Consider the following 24,895-nt stretch of genomic DNA (forward strand, 5'->3'; position numbering starts at 1 on the left):
GTAAATAGCATTACGCTTTGTTAAATTATATATATATAAAGTAAAGGGCTTTCACAGCTCACTTTTGAGTATAGCCATGAAGCCCTCAATACTTTGACTGGAAAAAGTCAATTATCTGAAATAGTCTACCGCGCCCTTGAACAGCAGTTCTTCGGTGTTGATGTCCGGAACGTTGGTATACAGGTTCTTACCGGATCTTTCGGCATGTCCCATCTTACCCAGGATTCGGCCATCCGGAGAAGTGATGGCTTCTACAGCCTGGAAGGAATTGTTCGGATTGAAGCGGATATCGTTGGTTGGATTGCCATTCAGATCACAGTACTGTGCTGCAACCTGTCCGTTTTCCTTCAGCTGCAGGTACTGTTCCGGATCAATGACAAATCTGCCCTCGCCATGAGAGATCGCCACTGTCTTGACCTCACCTGGTGTAAAGTAGCGGAACCAAGGTGACTTGTTGGACGCAATTCTGGTATCCACTAACATGCTCTGGTGTCTGCCGATCGTATTGAATGTTAATGTCGGGGCATGCTCATCCGGTTCCGTGATCTTTCCATACGGCACAAGACCAAGCTTGATCAATGCCTGGAAGCCATTGCAGATGCCAAGCATCAGGCCTTCACGCTCATTGAGCAGCCGTTCCACCGCAGCCCTGACTTCCTGATTGCGGAAGAATGCTGTAATGAACTTGGCACTTCCCTCCGGTTCATCGCCGCCGGAGAAGCCGCCTGGAATGGCCACAATCTGACTGTGATCCATCGCCTGGGCAAAACCCGTCACAGACTCTCTGATCTGCCTGGCACTGCGGTTGCGGATGACAAAGATTTCTGTCTCAGCACCGAACTTTTCAAATGCTCTGGCCGTATCCCACTCACAGTTATTGCCTGGGAATACCGGAATCAGTACATGCGGCTTTTCACACTTGTAGGACGCATGCAGGAAGTTATTGGCATGATAATTGACCGGCTCATAGGTTTTGACTGCTGTCTTGTTGAGATACGGGAAGACATCCTGCAGCTTGCTTTCCCAGGCAGCCTGCAGCTCATCCAGACCAATTTCCACATCCTGCATGACAAGACGATAGGTATCGGTGGTCATGCCGACAAGCTGGGCACCTTCGATCTCTTCCTCAGTCTCAAACAGGAAGGAGCCGCTGGCATCCACAAACAGCTTCGTATCATCAAATCCCTCTGCTGCCTTGAAACCCAGGTGATTGCCAAGCGGGCACTTCAGCAGTGCATCCGCAATGCCATGCGGACCAAGTGCCGTACAGGACAGCACATTGCCATCATGAATCATCTGCTCCATGGCATCCATCGTATCACGCACACTCTGCCATACCGGCAGGCCGTTTTCATCATAGTCCGGCTTCAGTACGTACAGATAATGTCCTGCCTCTTTCCACTCATCCGATACAACCTGATCCGCCTTGGCAAGAGATACCGCAAAGGCAATCAGCGTCGGCGGCACATCAATATCATCAAACGTACCGGAAGAAGAATCCTTGCCGCCGATGGCAGCCACCTGCAGCTCCTTCTGTGCTTCCAGAGCACCAAGCAGCGCTGCATACGGACGGCCCCACTTCTTCGGTGCCGTGCAGCGGCCAAAGTACTCCTGGAAACTCATCCAGGCATGATGGCGGCTGCCGCCGGCTGCCACAATCTTACTCAATGCATTGATCACAGACTTCTGGGCACCCTTGAACGGAGAAGCTGACATCTGATACGGATCAAAGCCCCAGCTCATCAAAGATGCCGTATTTGTCTCACCCTTTAACAGCGGAATCTTGGCAGCCATCGTCTGAATCGGCGTCAGCTGTCTTCTGCCGCCAAACGGCATCAGAACAGTACCCGCACCAATCGTCGCGTCAAAACGCTCAGACAGACCGATCTGTGAACATACATTCAGATCACTGGCAAAGGAAAGAAGCTTTTCCTTTGTCGGCACACAGGTTTTGTCTTCTTCCGGCTTGTCTGCCTCAACAATGACATCGGTATGCTTCGGGGCACCATTGGTATCCAGGAATGCTCTGGACAGGGAAACAATCGAAACGCCATCCAGGTTCAGCACCATGCGCGGCTCTTCGGTTACCACTGCCACAACCGTGGACTCCAGGTTTTCCTTGTCCGCCAGCTGCTGGAACAATGGTGCATCCTTTTCTGCCACAACCACAGCCATACGCTCCTGGGATTCCGAGATCGCAAGCTCAGTGCCATTGAGGCCCTTATACTTGACCGGCACCTTGTTCAGATCGATGATCAGACCATCGGCCAGCTCACCAATGGCAACCGATACACCGCCGGCCCCAAAGTCATTGCACCGCTTGATCAGGCGTGTTGCTTCGGGATTGCGGAACAGCCTCTGCAGTTTGCGCTCTTCCGGGGCATTGCCCTTCTGTACCTCAGCACCGCAAGTCTCCAGAGAATCATCATTGTGTACCTTGGAAGAACCCGTGGCACCGCCGCATCCATCTCTGCCGGTACGGCCGCCCAGCAGGATCACGACATCACCTGGCTCAGGCCGCTTGCGGATGACATTGGCAGCCGGGGCAGCCGCAATGACCGCACCAACTTCCATTCTCTTGGCAACATAGTTGGGATGATACAGTTCCTGGACAAGACCTGTGGCAAGACCAATCTGGTTGCCATAGGAGCTGTATCCATTGGCTGCCGTTGTCACGATCTTTCTCTGCGGCAGACGGCCCGGCATCGTATCCTCAATCGGCGCCGTCGGATCGGCTGCACCCGTGATGCGCATCGCCTGATACACATAGGAACGCCCGGACAGCGGATCACGGATCGCACCGCCAAGACATGTCGCTGCACCGCCGAACGGCTCAATCTCCGTCGGATGGTTATGCGTCTCATTCTTGAACATCAGCAGCCAGTCCTGCTGCTCACCATCCACATCCACCTTCATCTTCACCGAGCAGGCATTGATCTCTTCACTCTGGTCCAGATCATCCAGCCTGCCGATCTTCCTGAGATACTTAGCACCAATTGTCCCAAGATCCATCAGGGTAACAGGCTTAGCCTGCCGGCCGGCATAGACCGTCTCCCGCAGCGCTTCATACTCCTTTGCCGCATCTTTGACATACGCCGGTTCAATCTCAATCTTGTTCAGACGCGTATTAAAGGTTGTATGACGGCAGTGATCCGACCAGTACGTATCAATCACCATGATCTCGGTGAGTCTTGGATCACGCTTTTCTTCCTCTTTGAAGTACTTCTGCAGAAAGACGATATCTGCCAGATCCATGGCCAAGCCATGGTCCTTGATAAACTTTGCAAGGCCTGCTTCATCCAGGCTGCAGAAGCCATCCAGCACGGGTGGCAGCGGCGGTTTCTGATAGGAATCCTGGATCGTTGCCGGTTTCAGAAGGGAAGCCTTTCTGGCTTCGACCGGATTGATCAGGGTAGACTGAATCAGTTCCTTTTCCTTGTCCGTGAACTCACCCTTGATGTAATAGATTCTGGCTGTGCGCACCAGCGGTCTTTCCTTGCCAGTGGCCAGCTGAATGCACTGGGCGCAGGAATCTGCTCTCTGGTCAAACTGACCAGGCAGATATTCCACTGCCAGCACATAGTCATCCTTGTCCGGGGCCGGTGCTTCCTCATTGTAGTAATGATCTACCTGGGGCTCAGACAGAATGGTGCGGGCTGCCAGTTCAAAATCCTTTGGATCAATATTCTCGATGTCATAGCGGTTGACAATGCGCACCGCTTCAACCGGTCTGCGCAGAGCTGTCTCAAGATCTGTGCGGACACCCTCTGCCTCAGTTGCATATGCTCTTTTCTTCTCTGAAAAACCACGATATACCGTCATTACAATACCTTCCTGCCAATATCATGGCGATAATGCATATTCTCAAAGCCGATCTCATCTACGGCCGCATATGCCTTCGCCAGTGCTTCCTTCAGATCACTGCCAGTGGCCATGATGCCAAGCACACGGCCGCCATTGGTATAGAACTTTCCATTTTCCTTCTTTGTGCCAGAATGATACACATACACACCCGGATGCTGGCCTTTCTCATCCAGGCCATGGATTTCATAGCCCTTCTTGTAGCTTTCCGGATAGCCGCCGCTGGCTTCCATGATGCAGGCCGCAGCTTCATCAGACCACTCAATATCCAGATCCGCCAGCTTTTCATCATGCACAGCCTGCATGATTGTAAATAGATCACTCTTTAACAGCGGCAGGACAACCTGGGTCTCCGGATCACCGAAACGGCAGTTGTATTCCACAACCTTCGGTCCATCCTTGGTTAACATCAGGCCAAAGTACAGCACACCCTTGAAGGTGCGGCCTTCCTCGTTCATGGCATGCATGGTCGGCACAAAGATCTTCTCCATGCATTCCTTTGCAATCTCTGGTGTATAGACAGGAGACGGGGCAATGGTGCCCATGCCGCCGGTATTGAGGCCCTTGTCGCCATCATCAACACGCTTGTGGTCCATGGACGATACCATCGGCACAATCACATGGCCATCGGTGAAGGAAAGCACGGATACTTCCGACCCTTCCATGAACTCTTCCACAACCACTTCATTGCCGCTGGCACCAAACTTCTTGTCGACCATCAGTTCCCTGACAGCAGCTTTTGCCTCTTCCTCGTTCTGCGCAATCAATACACCTTTGCCCAGGGCAAGTCCATCCGCCTTGATCACCGCCGGCCATGTATTTCTCTTCTGCAGATAGGCCAGCACATCAGCTGGATCGGTGAATACTTCATAAGCAGCTGTCGGAATGCCATACTTCTTCATCAATCCCTTGGCAAACACCTTGCTTGCCTCAATCTGGGCTGCTTTCTTGTTCGGGCCAAAGCTTGGAATGCCGGCTGCTTCCATGGCATCCACCATGCCAAGAGCCAGCGGATCATCCGGCGTCACCACGCAGAAATCAACGCCATTGTTCTTGGCATAGTCCACCATGCCATCCACATCGGTGGCACCAATATTCACGCATGTGGCAAGGGAGGCAATGCCGCCGTTGCCAGGTGCACACACAATTTCATCAATGCTTTTATTTTTGGAAAGCGCACGGATCACGGCATGTTCACGGCCGCCGCTGCCAACTACCAATACCTTCATGATCACATCTCCTCAATGATGGAACAGGCGCAGACCCGTAAAGGCCATGACCATGTCATACTTGTCAGCTGTCTCAATGACATTGTCATCCCGAATCGATCCGCCCGGCTCAGCCACATATTTCACGCCAGACAGATGGGCGCGCTCAATATTGTCGCCAAACGGGAAGAACGCATCAGAGCCAAGTGAAACATTGTTCAGCTCTTTCAGCCAGGCAAGCTTTTCTTCCTTTGTGAAAAGCTCCGGCTTTCTGGTGAAGAACTGTTCCCAGACACCATCCGCCAGGACATCTTCCGGATGTTCTCCGATATAGTTATCAATGCAGTTGTCACGGTCTGCTCTTCTGATCTTTTCCACAAATGGCAGCGAAAGAACCTTTTCATTCTGACGAAGCCACCAGTTGTCAGCCTTGGAGCCAGCCAGCCTTGTGCAGTGCACACGGCTCTGCTGTCCTGCCCCGATGCCAATGCACTGGCCATCTTTGGCATAGGCAACCGAATTGGACTGCGTATACTTCAGGGCAATCAGTGAGATCATCAGATCACGCTTTGCTTCTTCCGGCAGATCCTTGTTCTTTGTGACGATGTTGCTGAACAGATCTTGGGAGATCACGGAGTTGTTGCGGCCCTGCTCAAAGGTCACGCCAAACACCTGCTTGTGCTCAATCGGATTCGGTACATAAGAAGGATCGATCTGAATGACATTGTACTTGCCCTTCTTCTTTGCACACAGGATTTCCAGTGCTTCCTGGGTATAGCCCGGGGCAATGACGCCATCGCTGACTTCTTTCTTCAACAGAAGGGCCGTTGCCTTGTCGCAGATATCAGACAGTGCCGCAAAGTCACCATAGGAGCTCATTCTGTCAGCGCCTCTAGCCCGTGCATAGGCACAGGCCAGCGGGCTGAGATCGACATCATCCGTGAAGTAGATCTGCTTGTCGATGTCAGACAGAGGAGATGCCACGGCAGCGCCGGCCGGTGATACATGCTTGAAAGATGCCGCACTGGGCAGGCCCGTGGCTGTCTTTAACTCTTTGACAAGCTGCCAGCTGTTCAAAGCATCCAGAAAGTTGATATAGCCCGGACGGCCATTCAACACTTTCACAGGAAGATCAGAACCATCCTGCATATAGATGCGGGCCGGTTTCTGATTCGGATTCATGCCATACTTCAGTTCCAACTGATTTGCCATCTCATTCTCCTTCGTTTTTATTGAAAATCTGTGTTTCTACTTCCCCTGTTTCCAGATTGATCTGTCTGGTAAACAGAGACACTTTGTTATCCTGATTCAGACTCTGCCAGATATGCTGGCCAAACAGAGAAAAGTTCTCATGGACCATTGCCCAGGATACCGGCTCACCGGCAAAGGAAGGCAGCGGATTGCCATCATCCTGATACGTTGTGATCACACGGCCGCTGCCCGGGGCAACATGGCTGTAAGAGAACGTGAAGCGCAATGTGCTGCTTTCATCACCATCATCACTCTTCAAAATCGACATCGTTAAGGCATCACCCTTGACCAGTGCTGAAATGCGCGGTGTCCAGTTAGGACCATCCGGTTCAAAGGTACGTGTATCCAGTGCTTCTTCAAAACTCTTGCCATCCTTCAGGAAATCCAGAATGGTATCGGTCTGATCGCCATTGGTCACAATCGTATTGTCCTGGAAGACTCTGACCGGATGATAAATGATCAAAGATGGATCAGAGCACCGGGAAGGATCAAAAGCCTGAGTGCGGATGCCGTCATCGGTTGTCACAAAGATCCGGTTGCGGCTGTTGTCTGAACGTCCCATGATCCAATAGGCAATGCGCATCTTCTTTCCACATGGTGTACGGCCAATGGCAATGCCCCGGCCCGGATATGTCTTTGCCTGCAGCCAGGCATACAGATCAACTGGTTTCATGACTTTTTCTCCTTTTCAATTCTCTCGGCAAGATCAGCCGCCGCCTTTGGCAGCAGAATCCATTCTGCCTGTTCCATCACCCGCTTCTGCAGCACTTCCGGTGTATCACCCGGCAGAATTTCCACCGCTTTCTGGGCAATGATCTCACCGCCATCAGGAATCTCATTGACATAGTGCACGGTCGCACCTGTCACCTTCACACCCCGCTTCAAAGCTGCCTCATGCACATGCAGGCCATAGTAGCCTTTGCCGCAGAAAGAAGGAATCAGGGATGGATGAATATTGATAATGCGCTTTGGATAGGCCGCAATCACACGCTGGCCAAGGATCGACAGGAAGCCTGCCAGGATGACTTCTTCAATGCCATTGTCTTTCAGCAGAGAAAGCATGGCCTGATCATACTCCTCTGCACTGGCATAGTCTTTTCTGCGGATCACGGCTGTCTTCTTGTTGTACTTCTCAGCCCTGCGCAAAGCATAGGCATCCAGGCGGGATGAGACAACCAGCACAATCTGGCCATACGGGATCTTGCCGTCTTTCTCCGCATTCAGCAGAGCCTGCAGATTCGTACCGCCGCCGGACACAAGAACTGCAATCTTTGTCATCTGAATGTCACCGTATGGCTGCCTGGCACCATTTCACCAATGACATAGGCAGGCACATTGCTTTCTTTCAGGGAAGCCAATGCAGCCTCAGCATCTTCCTTAGCCACGATGATCATCATGCCAATACCCATATTGAATGTATTGAACATGTCATGTTCAGAAATGCCGCCTTTCTTCTGGATGAGATCAAAGATTGGCAGGATGGGCCAGCTGCCCTTTGTAATGCAGGCAGACAAGTTTTCACCAAAGGCTCTTGGCATATTCTCATAGAAGCCGCCGCCGGTAATATGGGCGATGGACTTCACGCGTACCTTATTTAATAAAGAGAGCACCGGTCTGACATAGAGTTTTGTCGGTGTTAACAGCACTTCACCAAGCGGTGCCCCAAGTGCTTCCCTGTACTGATCCAGCACCGCCGCATTGTCAATGCCGAATACCTTTCTGACCAGAGAGAAACCATTGGAATGCACACCGGAAGATGCCAGGCCAATGCATACATCACCAGCCATGACACTGTTTTTATCCAGGATCTTTTCTTCTTCGACCATGCCGACAGTAAAGCCAGCCAGGTCATATTCGTCTTCCGGCATCAGGCCTGGATGCTCAGCCGTTTCCCCGCCGATCAAAGCACAGCCGGATTCCTTACAGCCGTTTGCAACGCCTTTGACAATGGTCGCAATCTTTTCAGGCTCATTTTTTCCGCAGGCAATGTAGTCCAGGAAGAACAAAGGTTCTGCACCGGCACAGATGACATCGTTGACGCACATGGCAACGCAGTCAATACCGACGGTGTCATGCTTGTCCATCAGGAAGGCAATCTTGAGTTTGGTGCCGACCCCATCGGTGCCGGATACCAGCACCGGCTTCTTCATGCCGGCAACCTTCGGCGCAAACAGACCGCCAAAGCCGCCGATTGTATCCAGCACTTCCTCACGGGCAGTGGATGCCACATCCTTCTTCATCAGTTCAACCGAACGATAGCCGGCTGTCACATCCACACCGGCATCCTTGTAGCTCTTTGAATAACTCTTATCCATTACTTTGCAAACTCCTTCTGGATGCCGGCATCCTTGGCAATGACGCCATCGTGCATCCTGACACGCTCATCAGCTAATTTCTTTGCAAGATCCTGATCGCCGACGGCAAGGATTTCAAGTGCCAGCCAGGCAGCATTCTTGGATCCATCGATGGCAACGGTCGCAACCGGAATGCCGCTTGGCATCATGACAGTCGCAAGCAGTGCATCCGTACCCTCCAGGGCTGCACTTTTCAGCGGTACACCAATGACCGGCAGGGTTGTATGAGCTGCCAGCACACCAGCCAGTGCAGCGGCCATGCCGGCACCGGCAATGATGACGCCAAAGCCATTCTCTTCAGCCTTTTCTGCAAAAGACGCTGCCTCCACAGGCGTGCGGTGTGCACTGTAGACATGCACTTCATACGGTACCTCAAACTGGTCCAGTACGGCGGCAGCCTTCTTCATGACAGCAAGATCGCTGTCACTGCCCATGACAATCCCAACTTTTTTCATCTGTTCTCCTTTGTCCATAACAAAATCAGCCCATGGATACTCCATGGGCGTAATGCGTGTTGTGAAATGATGGCAGAACTGCTCCATCAGCGTGGAAAGGGCGCGGTACATCAAACCAGTCAAGCAAAGAAACCGCCATAGTCCCAACCTTCCTTCCCAAACTGCCAGTCAATGCCAGATAAAAACCAAGGTAATATTAGTAAAAAACACCGTGATTGTAAAGGGAATGGGAAACACCGTGAAAGGCGGCACCACATTTTTTCATAAAAGCGGATGCCGGCACTGCAGAAATGCATATTTCTTCAGGAAATACGGAATGTTTTGACTACAATAGAGGCATGACCAGCAAGTATTCGCAGAAAATTCAGGCGCTGACAGAGATCTGTCTGGATGTCCGCCATCAGGAGGATGACAAGGTCAGTGCGGCTTCTGATGTCATCATTGAAGCCGGCAAAGCTTCCCATGATCATTACCTGCAGGGAATCGGCATCTATGCCCGCTGCTTCGTGCTGTACCGCAACGGCCATACAATGAAGGCCAATCATGATCTGCGCAAAGCTCTGAGCCATCTGTCGCATACCCGGGCATGGCCGCAGCTCATCAGTACGCTGAATATGATCGGGCTGATATCGATGCAGCTTGGTGATACTGCCAGTGCCATGGAATCCTTTCTGCAGGCACTTACGATTGCGGAACAGTACAGTCAGACAGCCGATATCGAACTGCTGAACATCAACCTGACAGATGTCTGTCTGCGGGCCGATGCTTTCGGCAATGCCTATGCATACATTCTCAAAGCGGAAAGCCTGCTGGACAGCCTGAAGCAGAGTGAGCGCTATTTGGAGTTTGCCTGCATTGCCATAGGCGAGGCAGCCCTGCTTGCGATGTTTACGCACCAGGATGAAGATGCCAGAAAGCACATGAATCTGCTTGATGATCTTGTGCGGAATCATCCCGAGGCAGCGGATAATCCGGTGCTGAAGATTCTGAAGCTGTACAGCATCAAAGACCCTGTCAGTGCACACGAGTATGCAGTACGGCTGCTGCCGTTTATGAAGCGGAAGGATATCCTGGATGAAGGCGGCACCGAGTTTCTCTTCTATCTGCGCTATCTTTCTTCTCACGGCTTCAAGGAAGAATTCCACCAGATCAGCACCTACTTCATCCGGTCACTGAATGAAGAAAGCATGCCCGGGGATATTATTCCTGCCCTGCAGGAGATTGTTGCCTTTGAAGAGGCAAGCGGCCAGAGAGACCGCTTCCTGCATGATCTGCAGCTGTTGTGGAAATATGCAAGAATTGCAGATAAGGCATCCCGTGAATCCATGATTCACTATATTGAAACAAGAAATACTCTGCGTGATACCATTCGTCAGAATCAGATTCTGACTCACCTTGCAGATACGGATCCGCTCAGCGGCATTGCCAACCGGCGATATCTCAGCAAAGTAGCTGATGAATGGTTTGAGACAGCACGCACAAAGAATATTCCTTTTGCAGTCGAGATGATTGATATCGACCACTTCAAGACGATCAATGATACAAAGGGACATGATGCCGGTGATGCGGCCATCCGGATCATGGCAGGATGCCTGCAGAATATTCATGACGGCACAAAGATCTTTGTTTCAAGGTATGGCGGCGATGAGTTCATTGTTCTCTATCTTGGCATGACCTTTGACCAGGTAAAGGAAAAAGCAATTGCACTGCGCGACAGTGTTTCTGCCGCATCCACAAAGGCAGGCATTCCAATGACGATTTCCCAGGGAATCGTCCATCATATAATCAGGGCGGACAACAAAATCTGGGACTATACCTCAAATGCCGACTATGCCATGTACTACGCCAAAAAGAGCCATCCCGGTGCAATTATGATCATTGACCACCAGAAGGATCTCCAGCATCCTCTTTATGAAGATTAAAGGGCCTGTAACAGTTGCTAATGAATTAGCTCTGTTATGGGCCTTTTTGTTTTCTTTTGTATTATCTTTACCAAGACTTATTCAACAGAGTCATTTCTATGCATGAATGGTTTATATCAAAGCATTATTAAAACAGTTCTTTGCCTTTTCTTATATTTCAGATCATTTTTTGCTCTATTTTCTGATCAGCTCATCATATTGTGAGGAACTGCAGCCATTCGTCGGAGTCTCCAGCTATGGTATTTACGCAGATTATATCCCAGACATACCATAAGAAATTCCATTTTCACGGTTTTCAATCCTCTTCTGTGGAAACGGTCAAATCCCATATCTTCTTTGATTGCCGCAAAAGCTCCTTCTGCCTGTTCGCTGCGCATTACCTTCAGCTTTATACCATGTTCTGTATCCAGTTGTTTTCTGGCTTCTGCTTTCAGCTCTTCTCCAACGACATTAAGTCCTACTTCCTTGTAGCCTTTCTTGTTTGTTTTCATGAGGCATTTTTCTTTCAGCGGACATCCTTCGCAATGTTTTGGCTCTGTATATTTCTGCGTTATGGATAGATTGCCTGCCCGGGTAGAGGCATAGATGTCCCCTTCATATTGGTCAAATGTTCTCCCATTCGGGCAGATCCGGTACCCATGTTCGTTCTTTTTCCAATTAACAAGATTGTACGGATTTCTCTTTTGAAAAACTTTATCGTGCTCTTTTCCATACATGTTAAATTTCTGGACGAGATCGATACCGTGGCTGATGTTATACAGGTAGTTGTCATATCCTCCATATCCGGCATCAGCGACTGGTTTCTTCGGGTAGAATCCATACAGCGTATGGAATCTCTCCATGAACGGGATCCAGGTGACGGTATCACCCGGTGTCTGATAAATATCACTGTTAATGATCAATCCACCAGATACAGCAATCTGGCAGTTATAGCATGGTCTTGTTATACCGGAGCGATTGTAGTAATCCCACTTGGTAGCCATAAATGTCGCATCATGGTCAGTCTTTGAGCAACTGTTCCTGCTGCCCATGACAGACAGCCAGTACTCATATGTGGTAAGACGAATCGCATAGTCCAGAAGCACATCATACCGCTTTTGAATATCGGATTTGCGATGACCCTTTCCATACTGGAGTTCAATGTTATCGGCAACCATCACATCCATCAGCTTCTGAACAATATTCCAGATTTCTAATGCGTTATAACGGTCTTTTATCTCATATTGGTATTTGTAAGACAGATTCAAAGAGCTGATCGCCTTGGAAAGGTCTCTGTACAGATTGTTGCGTGCATTCAGAATTCTCCGCTTGTACACAAAAGAATTTTTATGAGCATTTGCCTCAATCTTTGTTCCATCCACAAACTGCGTGTTTGGATCAATACCTGTCTGATCAATCAGCTTCAGATTCAACTCTTTCATAAGATCATCAATAGATACCGTCAGCTGATTCATAACACGTGAGAACGCCATTTTGCTTGGTGCTTCCCAATTGGACAGATAGATAAATCTGATATCCGTACGGCAGTGCTGGACAATATCAGTCAGGGAAAAAATACGGTTCATGTAAGCAAACAGAAGAACTTTGACGAGCATTCCTCGGGAGTGACTATGCGTGTTATTTGAACGGATCGGTTTAACAAAGCGACTGAAATTAACTTCCTTCACCGCATCCAGAAAAGAGAACAGCATATCAGAATGAGGTACACGAATCATTGTGCTAAGTGGCAGGGCCAGTTGAACAGCGTTATAATAAGAGCGCTGATCGTGTCCTGCAAAAACGAGATCAGCATTTTTCATACTCATATTATACATGCACGCATATAATATATCAATGATAATATATGGATATTTTGCATATTTTTCACATGAATAAATCGGCTTTTGGTTTGCACTGATAGATATACAGCGAAAATATGTGCAAGCGCAAAAAAATGAGCTGCAACAGCTTATTCAACTGTTACAGCCCCCTTTTATGATCTTGCTGCAGTGATCTGCTCAGTCTTGAAGTGCTCTTTTAAGCACCTTCTCTACCTTTTCACGCGTCTCGGCTTTCTTTTCACCAATATGCGCCTCATACAGCTTCTCATGACCGATGAACATGCTTGGATTTGCCATATAGTCATACTGATCGGCAATCTCCGGATGTTCATTCTCATCCACTTTTTCAAACTGTACCTTGGCATATTCAGGATGTTCCTGAATGAGCTCCTGAATCACTTCATCCGCCTGCCGGCAGTACGGGCAGGTATCCAGATGGAAATACATCACTTTCTGCATATGTGCACTCCTTTGTTTACAGACAAAGCTTAGCAGAAGTTCCACCCGGATAACAGTTTAATGACCATCCGGCCGCAGAACCTCCTGCACCATCCTGAGATATGTCTGCTCAAGTTCAATGTCAGAGGACATCGTCGCCCAGCACTGCAGGCATCCAATCAGCAGAGTCATCTGCAGCTTCATGATCTCTTTTACACTGAGATCCGTACGGATTCTGTTCTGTTCAATAGCACGCTGATAGATCGCAGAGATCATCTCACGCGTCCATTCGTTCGGATGCGGCCTGCTTCTGTCTCCTTCCACAAAGCTGCTGGCAAGGTTCATAATCATCGCCTTGCGCACAACCTCTTTGCCAAGTCCTTCAAAATGCTGTGCACTCATACTGCAGAACTTCAGAATCTGCTCCCACGGATCCGCAATCTTCATCAGCTCCACAGCAAGCTTCTCCCCACTGTATCCAGAAGGACGGAATACATCCCGGATCAGATCCTCCTTGGAGTCATAATAATAATAGAACGTATTCTTGGAAATCCCTGCTGCTTTGGCAATCTCATTGACCGTCACATTGTCATACCCCTTCTGCCGGAACAGAGACAGCGCCTTCTGGCGGATTTCCCTTTTCTTGTCATTCTCACTCATGCCTGCGTATTTATAACATATATTTTAAACTCTGTAAATATACTTATATGTCTGCATTGACACAGATATATTACCAGAGTAATATAGCGAGGCAAAGGAGTAAAGATTATGTTAAAAGCATTCCGCTATCTGAAGCCATACTGGCTCAGTGTGCTTGCCATTATCGGGCTGATCTTCGGTCAGGTGCAGGCTGAGCTTGCCCTGCCGGACTATATGTCCGATATCGTTACCTATGGCATTCAATACGGCGGCGTCAAAGAAAGCGTACCGAAAGCCATGCGGGCATCCACCCTGCAGCATATGTCATACTTTGCGGATGACGCTGCGGATGCCTGGGCCATTGTTTCAAAGGGGGACAGTGGCTACGAAAAGGAATATCCAGCCGCAAAGGAAGAAGACATTGCCGTTCTGAAGGATGGTGCCTCTCCTTCTGATCAGGCAAAGAAAGCATTCCTGCTTGTATCCCTGCTGGACTCTGAGGATGTCCTGAAGCAGTTAAATATGACATCCGCGGATCAGCTGTACGCTGCCATGGATGCCAGTCCCGCCATCAAAGAGCAGATTCTGTCCACAGCAGATGAAAAAATCTCCGGCTTTACCGAGGAGAACCTGACCAGTGCTGAGATCATGGCAGTCAAAAGTGAGTACGCAGCCCTTGGCATGGATATGGCGCATCTGCAGTCTTCCTATATCCTGAGTGAGGGCGGAAAGATGCTGGTGATTGCAGCACTGGGATCACTGGCCGCATTGATTGCGGCATATCTGGCTTCCCGCACCGCAACCGGTGCCTGCCGTGATATGCGCAGAGATGTCTTTGCCAGGGTGGAATCCTTTTCCAGTGAAGAATTCTCCCACTTTTCCACTGCCTCTTTGATTACCAGAACAACTAATGATATTCAGCAGGTGCAGCAGGTCATCACGATGATGCTGCGGATTGTGCTGTTTGCACCGCTGATGGGGCTGACATCCCTGCTGAAGGTACTGCGCTATCCCGGTATGTTCTCTATCCTGCTGTGGATTATCGCTGCCATCGTCGTCCTGATGCTTGTATCCTTCATCCTGGCGATGCCCCGCTTCAAAAAGATCCAGCAGCTCGTTGACAGACTCAATCTTGTCACCAGGGAGCAGCTGGAGGGAATGCTTGTCATCCGTGCCTTCAACAACCAGAAGACGGAAGAAAAACGCTTTGATGCCGTAAACAAAGACATCACCAGTGTCAATATCTTTGTCAACCGCCTGATGGCAGTGATGATGCCGGCCATGACCTTTCTGATGAGCTTTGTGTCCGTACTGATCATCTGGTATGGTGCCAGGCAGATCGATGCCGGCACCATGCAGATCGGTGCCATGATGGCCTTCCTGCAGTATGCCATGCACGTACTGATCTCCTTCATGATCGTTGCGGCCATCTTCATCATGATTCCTCGTTCCTCCGTCTCCGCAAAACGTATCTTTGAAGTTCTGGAAACAAAGCCAACCATTCTGGATCCAGACAATCCAAAGCAGATGCCGGAAGAAGCAGAGCCGATTACCTTCGATCATGTTTCCTTCCGCTATCCCGGTGCTGAAAAAGATGTGCTGGAGGATATCAGCTTCACTGCCAACCCTGGCGAGACCGTTGCTTTCATTGGTTCAACAGGCTCCGGCAAGAGTACGCTGATCAATCTGATACCACGCTTCTTTGATGTCACCAAGGGTGCCATCTACTATGGCGATACGGATATCCGCGAGGTGACCCAGCATGATCTGCGTGAAAAGATCGGCTATGTGCCGCAGCAGGGCGTTCTGTTCTCCGGTACGGTTCTCTCCAACCTGAAGTACGCTGATCCCAATGCCAGCGATGAGGCGGTCAAAAATGCTCTGGCGGTATCACAGGCACAGGAATTTGTCAGCCGTATGCCGGAGGGAGTGAATACGCCTATTGCCCAGGGTGGTACGAATGTTTCTGGCGGTCAGAAGCAGCGTCTGTCTATTGCCCGTGCTCTGACCCGGTCAAAAGCACAGATTCTGATCTTTGATGATACGTTCAGTGCGCTGGACTATGCAACAGACGCAAAGCTGCGCAGTGCGCTGCATGAAATGGTTCAGAAGACACAAGCTACCGTATTTATTGTTGCCCAGCGGATCAGCACAATCCGTCATGCGGACCGGATTGTCGTGCTTGATGAAGGCAGAGTAGCCGGCATCGGCACCCACGAAGAGCTTATGAAAGACTGCCGTGTATATCAGGAAATTGCCCGCAGTCAGCTGAACCAGGAGGAACTTGCCAGATGAGTGAAAGAAAAAACAGGCCAATGATGCACGGTCACCATGGACCGATGGGGCCGGGTGAAAAAGCCAAAAACTTCAAGGGCACCATGGGCAGGCTGCTGAAATATCTCAGGCCATTCTGGATGATGATGCTTCTTTGCATTCTGTTCAGTGTCATCTCAACTGTCTTCACCATCATCGGGCCGAAAATCCTCGGCAATGCGACAACAAAGCTGGCTGAAGGCATCATGGCAAAGTATGCCGGCAAGGGCAGTATCGACTTCTCTGCCATCTTCATCATTCTGCGCAATCTGACCATCATCTATCTCGTTTCCCTGCTGTTCTCCTATCTGCAGGGCTGGATCATGGCCGGCATCTCCCAGAAAGTCACATATAACCTGCGCCAGGAAATCTCCCGGAAGATCAACCGTCTGCCTCTGAAGTACTTTGACCATCAGACCCATGGCGAAGTACTGTCACGCATGACAAATGATGTTGACACGGTTTCCCAGTCACTGACCCAGTCTCTCCAGCAGATTCTTTCTTCTCTTGTGACTGTCATCGGCATCCTGATCATGATGTTTACGATCTCCGTGCCCATGACAATCATGGCCCTGGCCGTTGTGCCGCTGTCCGGCATTGCCGCCGCCCTCACCGTCAGAAAGTCCCAGAAATACTTCACGGCACAGCAGAATATGCTTGGTGAGGTCAACGGCCATATTGAAGAAATGTACGGCGGCCATCTGGTGATGAAGGCCTTCAATGGCGAAGAAGAATCGATTGAAAAATTTGACAGGCTGAATACAGGTCTGTACCAGAGTTCCTGGAAAGCACAGTTTGTTTCAGGCATTCTGCAGCCAGTCACATCGTTCATTGGCAACCTGGGCTATGTCGGCGTCTGCGTACTGGGCGGCTGGCTGGCGATTCACAACGGCATGGCAATTGGTGATATCCAGGCATTCATCCAGTATGTGCGCAGCTTCAACCAGCCGATCACCCAGACTGCCCAGATGATGAATATTCTGCAGTCCACCGCAGCAGCGGCTGAGCGTGTATTTGAATTCCTGGATGAAAAGGAAGAAGAACCGGATACGGCAAATCCTGTTTCCATCCGTGATGATCAGGGCAGCCTGCAGATCCGTGGTGATGTGGACTTTGACCATGTAAGCTTTGGCTATGATCCGGACAAGATCATCATCCATGACTTCAATGCGCACATCAAAGCAGGCAGTCAGATCGCGATTGTTGGTCCAACCGGTGCCGGCAAGACAACCATTGTCAAACTGCTGATGCGCTTCTATGACCTCAACAGCGGTGATATCAGGATCGACGGCATCGATACAACAAGAATGACAAGACAGGATCTGCGTTCCTGCTTCGGCATGGTTCTCCAGGATGCCTGGCTGCATTCCGGTACCATCATGGAAAACATCCGCTATGGCAAAATGGATGCCAGTGATGACGAAGTCATCAAGGCAGCCGATGAAGCCTACGTGGATCACTTCATACGCACACTGGAAGACGGCTATCAGACCGTCATCGATGAATCCAGCACCAACATCTCCCAGGGACAGAAACAATTGCTGACAATAGCAAGAGCCTTCCTCAGCAATCCCCGCATCCTCATTCTGGATGAAGCAACCTCATCGGTAGATACAAGAACCGAAATTCTGATCCAGAAAGGCATGGAAAACCTCATGAAAGGCAGAACATCCTTTGTGATAGCCCACCGTCTTTCCACCATCCGGAATGCCGACATGATCCTTTGCATGGACCATGGCGACATCGTCGAAACAGGCACCCATGAAGAACTGTTAGCTAAAAACGGCTTCTATGCCAAGCTCTACAACTCACAGTTCCAGGATATCAGCTGAACTAACAGGAATCCTAAAAATGGGATTCCTTTTTTCATGCAGGATCCACACATACACTGACCAATTGCCGCGTTCAGAAAGAGAAAGAATCCAATGCAGAATACAGCAAGCCAAAACACCAGTCACCCTTCATTTGCAAACACCATTTCATCTCTGCAACAATTCATTTCTGATATAATACCTTTGTCCAACGAAAGGAGCCCAAGACTTGTATTTTTTGACACTATGCCAGACAGTTTTCCTCCGCACGGCATAAACACTGAGGTTTTCAGCAATTCTGGAAATACGACACTCCAAAAAAGCCAGATTTTCACTTTTGCCCCGCAAACCCATCAAAAAAGCAAGTATTCAAGCCATTTCAGAGGCATGGGGTTGGATTATCATTTTCCCATAAGGGGATAGAAACCATCATCAATCTGGCATCGAAAGAGTATTCCAGATGTTTGGAAAAATATCTGCAGCCGGACGATCGCTTCATCACCTGCATTTTCGGTGAGCCGGAGCAGATCAAAGCGTTCAACTGTAGCGGCTATCATTTTGATGCCGATCGCTCGTCCGATATGGAATTTGTTTTCATCCGCACGGGAATTCCCGGAAAGAAAGCCGGGCGTAGCTGACAATCAGTATTTATGAAGAAGATCAACAGAAAAAGAACAATTTGCCTCATCGCGCTATTGGCCGCTCTTCTCTTGATAAGCGTGTTCTTCCTGCCGCATCATCAGCGGACATCTGCAAAGAGACTGCCTGATCTGTACCAAACGCAGATCCCGCAGTTTCATAGTTCAGTGGATAAAGACAGAGACGGAATTGATGACCAGACGGACATTCTGCAGGGAGCATTGGCGTATGTCAGCACGCAGCCACAGTACAAGAGCAAATATTACAGCACCGGCTATCCCGATGACGGTTATGGAGTCTGTACAGATGTAGTGGCATTTTCGATGAGAGGCGCCGGATATGATCTCATGGAACTGGTGGATGAGGATATCAAAGCACATCCGGGAGATTACAATGTAGAGACTCCCGATAAGAATATTGATTTCCGAAGGGTGCAGAACCTGAAGGTTTGGTTTAAGAACAATGCGGTCAGTCTGACCACCGATCTCTCTGACATCGAAGAGTGGCAGGGTGGTGACATCGTTATTTTTAAAAATCACATAGGAGTTGTTTCAGGTCGAAGAAATAAGGATGGGGTCCCTTATGTGATTCATCATAATTCTCCGCATCAGGCATCCTATGAAGAGGACATACTGGAGAAACGAGATGATCTGGTCGCCCATTATCGGATCTCGGAGTAATGGATATGTTTTATGCCTGACGGTTGTGCGAATAGGAAACGGACGAATATGAACATTATTATTGTTGGGTTTGGCGGAGCAGTCGGGGCAATCTGCAGGTATCTGATCACCTTGCTGCCCGTTCATCCGGAAAATGGATTTCCGATAAAGACATTCATGATCAATGTCATCGGTTCTTTTATCATTGGCCTGGTGGCCGCTCTTGCTGCAAGGAATGCAATGAGTCCCAAGGCAGTGCTGTTCTTAAAGGTCGGCATCTGCGGAGGCTTTACCACATTTTCTTCCTTTGCCCTGGAGACGGAAGGGCTTCTGGAGAAGGGGAGCACCGGGATCGCCATGCTGTATGTCATTCTGAGTCTTGTCTGCGGAGTCTTGGCTGTCTTCGCGGCAGAACGACTGATTGGTTGAGATTAGGGAGTCTAAGAAGATAAAAAGTCAACCTGCCTGCCGGGCAGTAAATGCGGATAGACAGCGCAGATCAAAAGTTTCTGGCAGGAAACCGGTCAAGCATTATGTTTGTCATCGATCTCAAACAGCTTGTCAATCGCCACTTCATGGTACCTGCTGAGTCGCATGGCACCCTCCAGTCCAGGTTCCTGCTCGCCCCGTTCATAGCGGGAGAGGGAGTCCTTGCTGATGAAAAGAGCACCCGCGGCCTCCCGCTGGGTGAGGCCCCTTGCCTTGCGGGCCTCCTGTAAATGTGTTCTGACTGGCATAGGTTCCTTTCTGTGACGCTGCCGCTTGAAAGCGTCATTTCGACGTCACATTCAAACTACCCTTTCTGTACCGCACTTTTCGCGGCACGTTGGATTATCATTTCACCGTAAGGGGATAGAAACAAGCCGTCTGCATCTGGTGTGATGCAAATGGCAGAATCTCCAATATGTTCCTTTGCGGCATTACCGATCTGTACCTGTATCTTTGCTTTCAGGCAGAAAAAGATCTTTGCAGAAGGTTTCAGAACCGTCTGCGTTCTGTACCATCTGCAAAGATCTCTTCAGGATATATTCTTCGTTCTTTTCTTTATCGCAGCAGTTTTGCCTTTTTCACATCTTCGATGGTCTTTGTGCCTGCCAGCTGCATGGTGATGGACAGTTCCATGTTGAGATGGTCAAAGACTGATTTCACTCCCTCGGCACCGCCAAGATTCAGGCCGTAGATTACCGGGCGTCCAACTGCCACCAGATCAGCACCGCTTGCCAGAGCTTTGAAAACATGCTGACCGCGGCGGACACCGCTGTCAAAGATGATCGGAACACGGTGGCTGACAGCTTCTGCAATCGAAGGCAGTACCGCAATGGAAGCCGGACCGCCATCGAGCTGACGTCCGCCATGATTCGATACCCAGATGCCATCTGCACCTGCCTGTATCGCCGTCAAAGCATCCTGGGGAGACTGGATGCCCTTTACCAGCACAGGCAGTCCCGACATTTCTTTTACCTTTGCTACATCTTCTGGAACAAAGTCCTGTTTGGCGGCAGCGTAAATCTCAGAGATGCCCTTGCCAACGCCATCACTGGAACTGTAGGCGGCAAGGTTAGGCATTGGCAGCGGAAACTGAAAGTGGGAAACAACATCTTCCTCCCGGTATCCTCCCAGTGTAGAGTCAACCGTCATGATGATCGCCTTTACGCCAGCCTTCACTGCTTTTCTGATCAGGAATTCATTGAACTGATCATCTTTGCTCATATAGAGCTGGAAAAACTGTGGTGCTCCCGGAGCGGCAGCTGCCGCCTCTTCCACAGAAGTACTGCCATATGTACTCATCGAAAACAGAGTACCTGCTTTGGCTGCACCAATTGCCGTATCCACTTCACCTTTGACATGTGCCAGGCCATGTGCTGCAGAAGGTGCCTCAATAATCGGTGTTTTCAGCTGAATTCCAAAAATGGAAGTTGACAGATCCGCATGGTCAATTCCCTGCAGGACACGCGGCACGATCCTGATATCATTGAATGCACGCGTATTCTCACGCAGTGTCCATTCATCTTCAGCACCCTCCCGGATATATCCAAAAGCCCCACGGTCCATGCGTGCCTTCACACGCTCTTCAAGACCGGCAATATTTACAATCTCAATCGGATGCTCAGCATTACTTGTATAATAAGCCATACCCAATCTCCTCCTTCAGAGTTGTCAGCCATTATAGATACTGTATCAGGAATTGCAAGATATATACATTCAGCAGACAACGCAGATTTACCAGAATTTAACGTCTGTATCATCTTGCATGGATAGAAGAACATACGCAATAGCTGCTATCCTTTTCTCACGAGGCATGTATGAAATACGAAACATTCTGTGTAGACTATCATCCCCATACCGCTGCCATGGCTGCTGCCGCAACAGAAAAGGCAAATGAACTGGATGCCAAAGGATACAAAGTTCTTTCCTTTACTGTCACCAACTCTGGCAAAGGCATTATCCTGGCAGAAAAAAGCGGAAAAACCGCATGAAGAATCTGCTGTATATTCTCATCTGTACTGACTTTGTGCTGGCTGCGCTCAGTCTGGCAGGTCTTCTTGCCGGCGGCAATCTTTCTTCCTTTGTACAGGGCATGCTGCCGGGAGTGCTGGCCGGCATCGGACTGATTGCGCTGATCATGGTAAAAAAAGAAGACAACGATTGAAAAAACGTCCGATGGACGTTTTCTTTATGATAGGGCAATCTTTTCCTGATGGCGCAGGTAGAAGAAGAAGGCAATGGAACTCAGTGTCCAGGTCAGAGGATATACCCAGTAGGCAAGCAGGATATTGTGCCACACCAGGCCGATGGTAAACAGGATGGTGACACGGACTGCACACCAGCAGAACAGCATGACAGCCATCGGTACCATTGGCTTGCCCAGTCCTCTTAATACAGCTGAGGCAATATGAGAATAGCCAACCAGAAAGTAGAAGAAACCGGTGACTCTGGCTCTGCCTGCCCCATACACAATGACATCGGGATCACGGTTGAATAAGCCAACAATCTGCGGGGCAAAGAGGAAGAACAGGACGCCCATGATCTCAATCATGGTCAGTGATACAGCAAAGCCAAAGTGCATGCCCTTTCTGACTCTCTCATATTTCTGCGCGCCCATATTCTGGGAGATATAGGTTGTCATCGCCATGGAAAAGGCGGTAACCGGCAGGAAGATGAAACCCTCCGCCTTGGTGCTGGCACCGATGCCGGCAATGGCCATGGCACCGAAACTGTTGATATAGGACTGAATCAGGATGTTGGAAATATCAATGACCGATCCCTGCAGAGCTGTAGGCAGGCCGTAATCTGTAATCTGCTTCAAACTTTCCTTATCAAAAGCAATATGCGTGATATGCAGGCAGACAGGCTCCGGTGCTTTTAACAGCCTGATGAAAACCAGGATCGCAGTCAGTACTTCTGACATCACGGTAGCGATGGCCGCCCCATCCACACCCATGTGGAATACCGCGATAAATACGATATCCAGCACTACATTGATCATGGAAGAACAGATCAGATAATATAACGGATGCTTGGAATCACCGGCCGCCTGCAGGATGCCGGTCATGGTGTTGTACATGATCAGACCGCCAAAGCCGGCAAAGTAGATGCGCAGATAAAGACTGGATAATGGGAAAACATCTGCTGGTGTCTTCATCCAGTGCAGGATGACAGGTGTCATCATGACGCCAATGATGGTCATGGCAACGCTCAGAACCAGGCCAAGAGCAACTGTTGTGTGAATGGCAAGCTTTGTCTTCCGGCTATCTCCAGCCCCAATGCTGCGAGAGATAATGACACCGGCGCCGGTGGAAAAGCCCATGAAAAAGCCGGTGAACAGGAAGACAAGCGAACTGACACCGGATACGGCTGCCAGTGCCTTTGCGCCAAGGAAGTTGCCGACAATCAGGGAATCTGCGGTGTTGTACATCTGCTGAAACAGATTGCCGACAAACAAAGGGATCGCAAAAAAGATGATCTCTTTGCGAAGATCACCTTCGGTCATTAAATGCAGAGATGAGTTTGTACGTTCCATGCCCCATATATATCACTGCTGTGCTGTTTCTTCAACATCAGTTATTGATATGGTGATGGGCAGTGAAACTGTTGCTGCCAAGTTTCTCAAAATGATAGCCATTCGCCAGTCCCCATTCAATGACCCGTGATACAGCATCCACGGAGAATGACTTGGTATCATGCTGGAGAACGACAGCAGGATAGCCCCTGGCACTGACAGAAGAAATGCCATTTGTAATGTTATCAAACACCTGATCAGAACTGTCAATATTGCCGGCATCCCCACTGGACACATTCCAGTCAAAGTAATGCAGTCCCTTGGCAGATGCCTGCTGGGTCAGCGTACTCATAATGCCGGAACAGTAGTTTGCAGAAACGGTATTGGAAGAGCCGCCCGGAAAGCGCATCAGGGATGCATAGCTGCCCGTCTGCTGAAATACACGGGCATTCTGTCTGTTGAAATCTGCCCAGTAGGCATCCGTACTGGCATAAATCTGACTGTAATTATGCGTCTCTGTATGCACTGCCACTGCATGGCCGCGGCGGTATTCCTCTCCGATCAGAGAATCATCCCCACGTCCGGTTGTAAAGAATGTTGCCTTGACATTGTACTGATCCAGAATATCCAGCAGTCTTCTTGTATTGTCAGAGGGTCCATCATCAAAGGTCAGATAGATCGTTTTTGCATCTTCCCTGCCAGAATGGTTCTGAGGCACCGGAATGACATGCACCGTTCTTGTTATGGCTGTACTGTGGCCATAGCTGTCAGATACCGTATATGTCACCGTATAATCACCCGGTGTACTGGTATCCACACTGCCATCCGTTTCGATCTTATTTGTAACATCATCCTCACTGTCATCCAAGGCAGTAACACCAGGATCATACGTGGATCCAGCAAACACTGTCACATCACTGTCATCACCGCCATCCCCAAATGACAATACCGGTGCCTGACGGTCATCATAGACGATCCTGCGCACTGCCGATGCATAATTCCCTGCACTGTTTCTGACAGTATACTTCATGTACTGGCCGTCAGTGGTCACAGAAACAGATCCGGTCAGATCTCCATCCACTGCATCACTGGCCGAATAGCCTTCTTCCTGATAGGCATGATTGTATGGCGTATAAGCATCCGGATTGCTTGTTAATGTAATCTCTGGTGTGTGGTAATCTCTTACCTCAACAATCCTTTCAGCACGCTTATGATATCTTCCTTTGCCAGCTTCATACTGAATGGTATACAGTCCCTTTTCATCCACATTTACCGTACCGGAAGTCTTCACTTCTGCTTTTTGATGCAGAAATGGCAGGATGCGGTTGGTCAAAACAGCATCCGCCCCCGGATCAATATATGTTTCATTTACCTGCTGAAAGACATGCGGATCACCACGCAATGTCAGACGCAATGTAAAATGAGTGATGATGCATAATGCAATGATGACAGCAGCCGCAATGGCAATGGACACCGCTGCCCAGCGACGCAGTTTTCTCTTCCTCCTGTGCTTCATACTTATCAA

Annotated in this window: 22 protein-coding genes; 8 read left to right on the forward strand and 14 right to left on the reverse strand. The window is 49.5% G+C overall.

Features of this window, described 5'->3' with window-relative positions; translation table 11 throughout:
- Positions 1-111 precede the first annotated feature (111 nt).
- Genes DHU66_RS09140 through purE form a run of 7 tightly spaced genes read right to left on the reverse strand, consistent with a single transcriptional unit; the run spans position 112 to position 9,129 of the window.
- Positions 112-3,822 carry a phosphoribosylformylglycinamidine synthase gene (locus DHU66_RS09140; RefSeq protein WP_108775645.1) on the reverse strand — a complete coding sequence of 1,237 codons (3,711 nt, stop codon included), beginning with the start codon at positions 3,820-3,822 and terminating at the stop codon, positions 112-114.
- Positions 3,822-5,090: a phosphoribosylamine--glycine ligase gene (purD, locus tag DHU66_RS09145; RefSeq protein WP_108775646.1), complete on the reverse strand. Its 1,269-nt coding sequence runs from the start codon at positions 5,088-5,090 to the stop codon at positions 3,822-3,824. The genes DHU66_RS09140 and purD overlap by 1 nt, the downstream gene beginning before the upstream one ends.
- A gap of 12 nt (positions 5,091-5,102) precedes the next feature.
- Positions 5,103-6,281 (reverse strand): phosphoribosylaminoimidazolecarboxamide formyltransferase, encoded by a 1,179-nt coding sequence (locus DHU66_RS09150; RefSeq protein ID WP_108775647.1) that lies wholly within the window; start codon positions 6,279-6,281, stop codon positions 5,103-5,105.
- A 1-nt stretch (position 6,282) separates the two neighbouring features.
- Positions 6,283-6,993 carry an IMP cyclohydrolase gene (locus DHU66_RS09155; RefSeq protein ID WP_108775648.1) on the reverse strand — a complete coding sequence of 237 codons (711 nt, stop codon included), beginning with the start codon at positions 6,991-6,993 and terminating at the stop codon, positions 6,283-6,285.
- Positions 6,990-7,598 carry a phosphoribosylglycinamide formyltransferase gene (gene purN, locus DHU66_RS09160; RefSeq protein WP_108775649.1) on the reverse strand — a complete coding sequence of 203 codons (609 nt, stop codon included), beginning with the start codon at positions 7,596-7,598 and terminating at the stop codon, positions 6,990-6,992. Before purN ends, DHU66_RS09155 begins: the two co-directional genes overlap by 4 nt.
- Positions 7,595-8,635: a phosphoribosylformylglycinamidine cyclo-ligase gene (gene purM / locus DHU66_RS09165; protein WP_108775650.1), complete on the reverse strand. Its 1,041-nt coding sequence runs from the start codon at positions 8,633-8,635 to the stop codon at positions 7,595-7,597. Before purM ends, purN begins: the two co-directional genes overlap by 4 nt.
- Complete coding sequence (gene purE, locus DHU66_RS09170) at positions 8,635-9,129, reverse strand: 5-(carboxyamino)imidazole ribonucleotide mutase (RefSeq protein WP_108775687.1); 495 nt, start codon at positions 9,127-9,129, stop codon at positions 8,635-8,637. The genes purM and purE overlap by 1 nt, the downstream gene beginning before the upstream one ends.
- A gap of 290 nt (positions 9,130-9,419) precedes the next feature.
- Here purE and DHU66_RS09175 point away from each other — a divergent pair, with 290 nt between their 5' ends.
- Entirely contained in the window at positions 9,420-11,051 is a 1,632-nt protein-coding gene (locus tag DHU66_RS09175; protein ID WP_108775651.1) for a GGDEF domain-containing protein, read from the forward strand.
- A 185-nt stretch (positions 11,052-11,236) separates the two neighbouring features.
- Here the strand turns inward: DHU66_RS09175 and DHU66_RS09180 are convergent, their stop codons facing one another.
- From DHU66_RS09180 to DHU66_RS09190, 3 genes are all read right to left on the reverse strand, one after another.
- The gene (locus tag DHU66_RS09180) at positions 11,237-12,856 is read right to left on the reverse strand and encodes a transposase (RefSeq protein WP_167836348.1); all 1,620 of its coding nucleotides are present in this window, start codon (positions 12,854-12,856) and stop codon (positions 11,237-11,239) included.
- Between the two features lie 192 nt (positions 12,857-13,048).
- Complete coding sequence (locus DHU66_RS09185; protein ID WP_108775653.1) at positions 13,049-13,330, reverse strand: thioredoxin family protein; 282 nt, start codon at positions 13,328-13,330, stop codon at positions 13,049-13,051.
- 57 nt (positions 13,331-13,387) lie between these two features.
- A complete protein-coding gene (locus DHU66_RS09190; protein ID WP_108775654.1) occupies positions 13,388-13,969 on the reverse strand; it encodes a TetR/AcrR family transcriptional regulator in 582 nt (193 codons plus the stop codon).
- 108 nt (positions 13,970-14,077) lie between these two features.
- Between DHU66_RS09190 and DHU66_RS09195 the strand changes: the two genes are divergently transcribed.
- The 5 genes from DHU66_RS09195 (at position 14,078) to crcB (ending at position 19,799) form a co-directional block, all read left to right on the forward strand.
- Positions 14,078-16,243: an ABC transporter ATP-binding protein gene (locus DHU66_RS09195; protein ID WP_108775655.1), complete on the forward strand. Its 2,166-nt coding sequence runs from the start codon at positions 14,078-14,080 to the stop codon at positions 16,241-16,243.
- Complete coding sequence (locus DHU66_RS09200) at positions 16,240-18,093, forward strand: ABC transporter ATP-binding protein (RefSeq protein ID WP_108775656.1); 1,854 nt, start codon at positions 16,240-16,242, stop codon at positions 18,091-18,093. The genes DHU66_RS09195 and DHU66_RS09200 overlap by 4 nt, the downstream gene beginning before the upstream one ends.
- Positions 18,094-18,536: 443 nt before the next feature.
- Entirely contained in the window at positions 18,537-18,710 is a 174-nt protein-coding gene (locus DHU66_RS12255; RefSeq protein WP_167836349.1) for a hypothetical protein, read from the forward strand.
- A gap of 168 nt (positions 18,711-18,878) precedes the next feature.
- On the forward strand, positions 18,879-19,391 hold the full coding sequence (locus tag DHU66_RS09205) for a DUF1287 domain-containing protein (protein ID WP_245309491.1): 513 nt from the start codon (positions 18,879-18,881) through the stop codon (positions 19,389-19,391).
- Positions 19,392-19,439: 48 nt separating this feature from the next.
- Positions 19,440-19,799 carry a fluoride efflux transporter CrcB gene (gene crcB / locus DHU66_RS09210; RefSeq protein ID WP_108775658.1) on the forward strand — a complete coding sequence of 120 codons (360 nt, stop codon included), beginning with the start codon at positions 19,440-19,442 and terminating at the stop codon, positions 19,797-19,799.
- Positions 19,800-19,894: 95 nt separating this feature from the next.
- Here crcB and DHU66_RS12695 read toward each other — a convergent pair whose 3' ends face one another.
- Positions 19,895-20,107, reverse strand: coding sequence for a helix-turn-helix transcriptional regulator (locus DHU66_RS12695; RefSeq protein WP_108775659.1), 213 nt, complete (start codon positions 20,105-20,107; stop codon positions 19,895-19,897).
- 307 nt (positions 20,108-20,414) lie between these two features.
- Positions 20,415-21,503 carry a lactate oxidase gene (locus DHU66_RS09220; RefSeq protein ID WP_108775660.1) on the reverse strand — a complete coding sequence of 363 codons (1,089 nt, stop codon included), beginning with the start codon at positions 21,501-21,503 and terminating at the stop codon, positions 20,415-20,417.
- A gap of 170 nt (positions 21,504-21,673) precedes the next feature.
- Here DHU66_RS09220 and DHU66_RS12260 point away from each other — a divergent pair, with 170 nt between their 5' ends.
- Together DHU66_RS12260 and DHU66_RS12265 are read left to right on the forward strand one after the other, a co-directional pair.
- The gene (locus DHU66_RS12260) at positions 21,674-21,847 is read left to right on the forward strand and encodes a hypothetical protein (RefSeq protein ID WP_167836350.1); all 174 of its coding nucleotides are present in this window, start codon (positions 21,674-21,676) and stop codon (positions 21,845-21,847) included.
- Positions 21,844-22,020 (forward strand): hypothetical protein, encoded by a 177-nt coding sequence (locus DHU66_RS12265; protein WP_167836351.1) that lies wholly within the window; start codon positions 21,844-21,846, stop codon positions 22,018-22,020. Before DHU66_RS12260 ends, DHU66_RS12265 begins: the two co-directional genes overlap by 4 nt.
- A 24-nt stretch (positions 22,021-22,044) precedes the next feature.
- On the opposite strand, the gene DHU66_RS09225 is transcribed toward DHU66_RS12265, so the two are convergent.
- Both DHU66_RS09225 and DHU66_RS09230 read right to left on the reverse strand, forming a co-directional pair.
- Positions 22,045-23,391: an MATE family efflux transporter gene (locus DHU66_RS09225; protein ID WP_108775661.1), complete on the reverse strand. Its 1,347-nt coding sequence runs from the start codon at positions 23,389-23,391 to the stop codon at positions 22,045-22,047.
- A 37-nt stretch (positions 23,392-23,428) separates the two neighbouring features.
- A complete protein-coding gene (locus tag DHU66_RS09230; RefSeq protein WP_108775662.1) occupies positions 23,429-24,886 on the reverse strand; it encodes a polysaccharide deacetylase family protein in 1,458 nt (485 codons plus the stop codon).
- Positions 24,887-24,895: the final 9 nt, after the last annotated feature.

Source organism: Lactimicrobium massiliense (genome assembly GCF_900343155.1).
GTDB classification, from domain to species: domain Bacteria; phylum Bacillota_I; class Bacilli_A; order Erysipelotrichales; family Erysipelotrichaceae; genus Bulleidia; species Bulleidia massiliensis.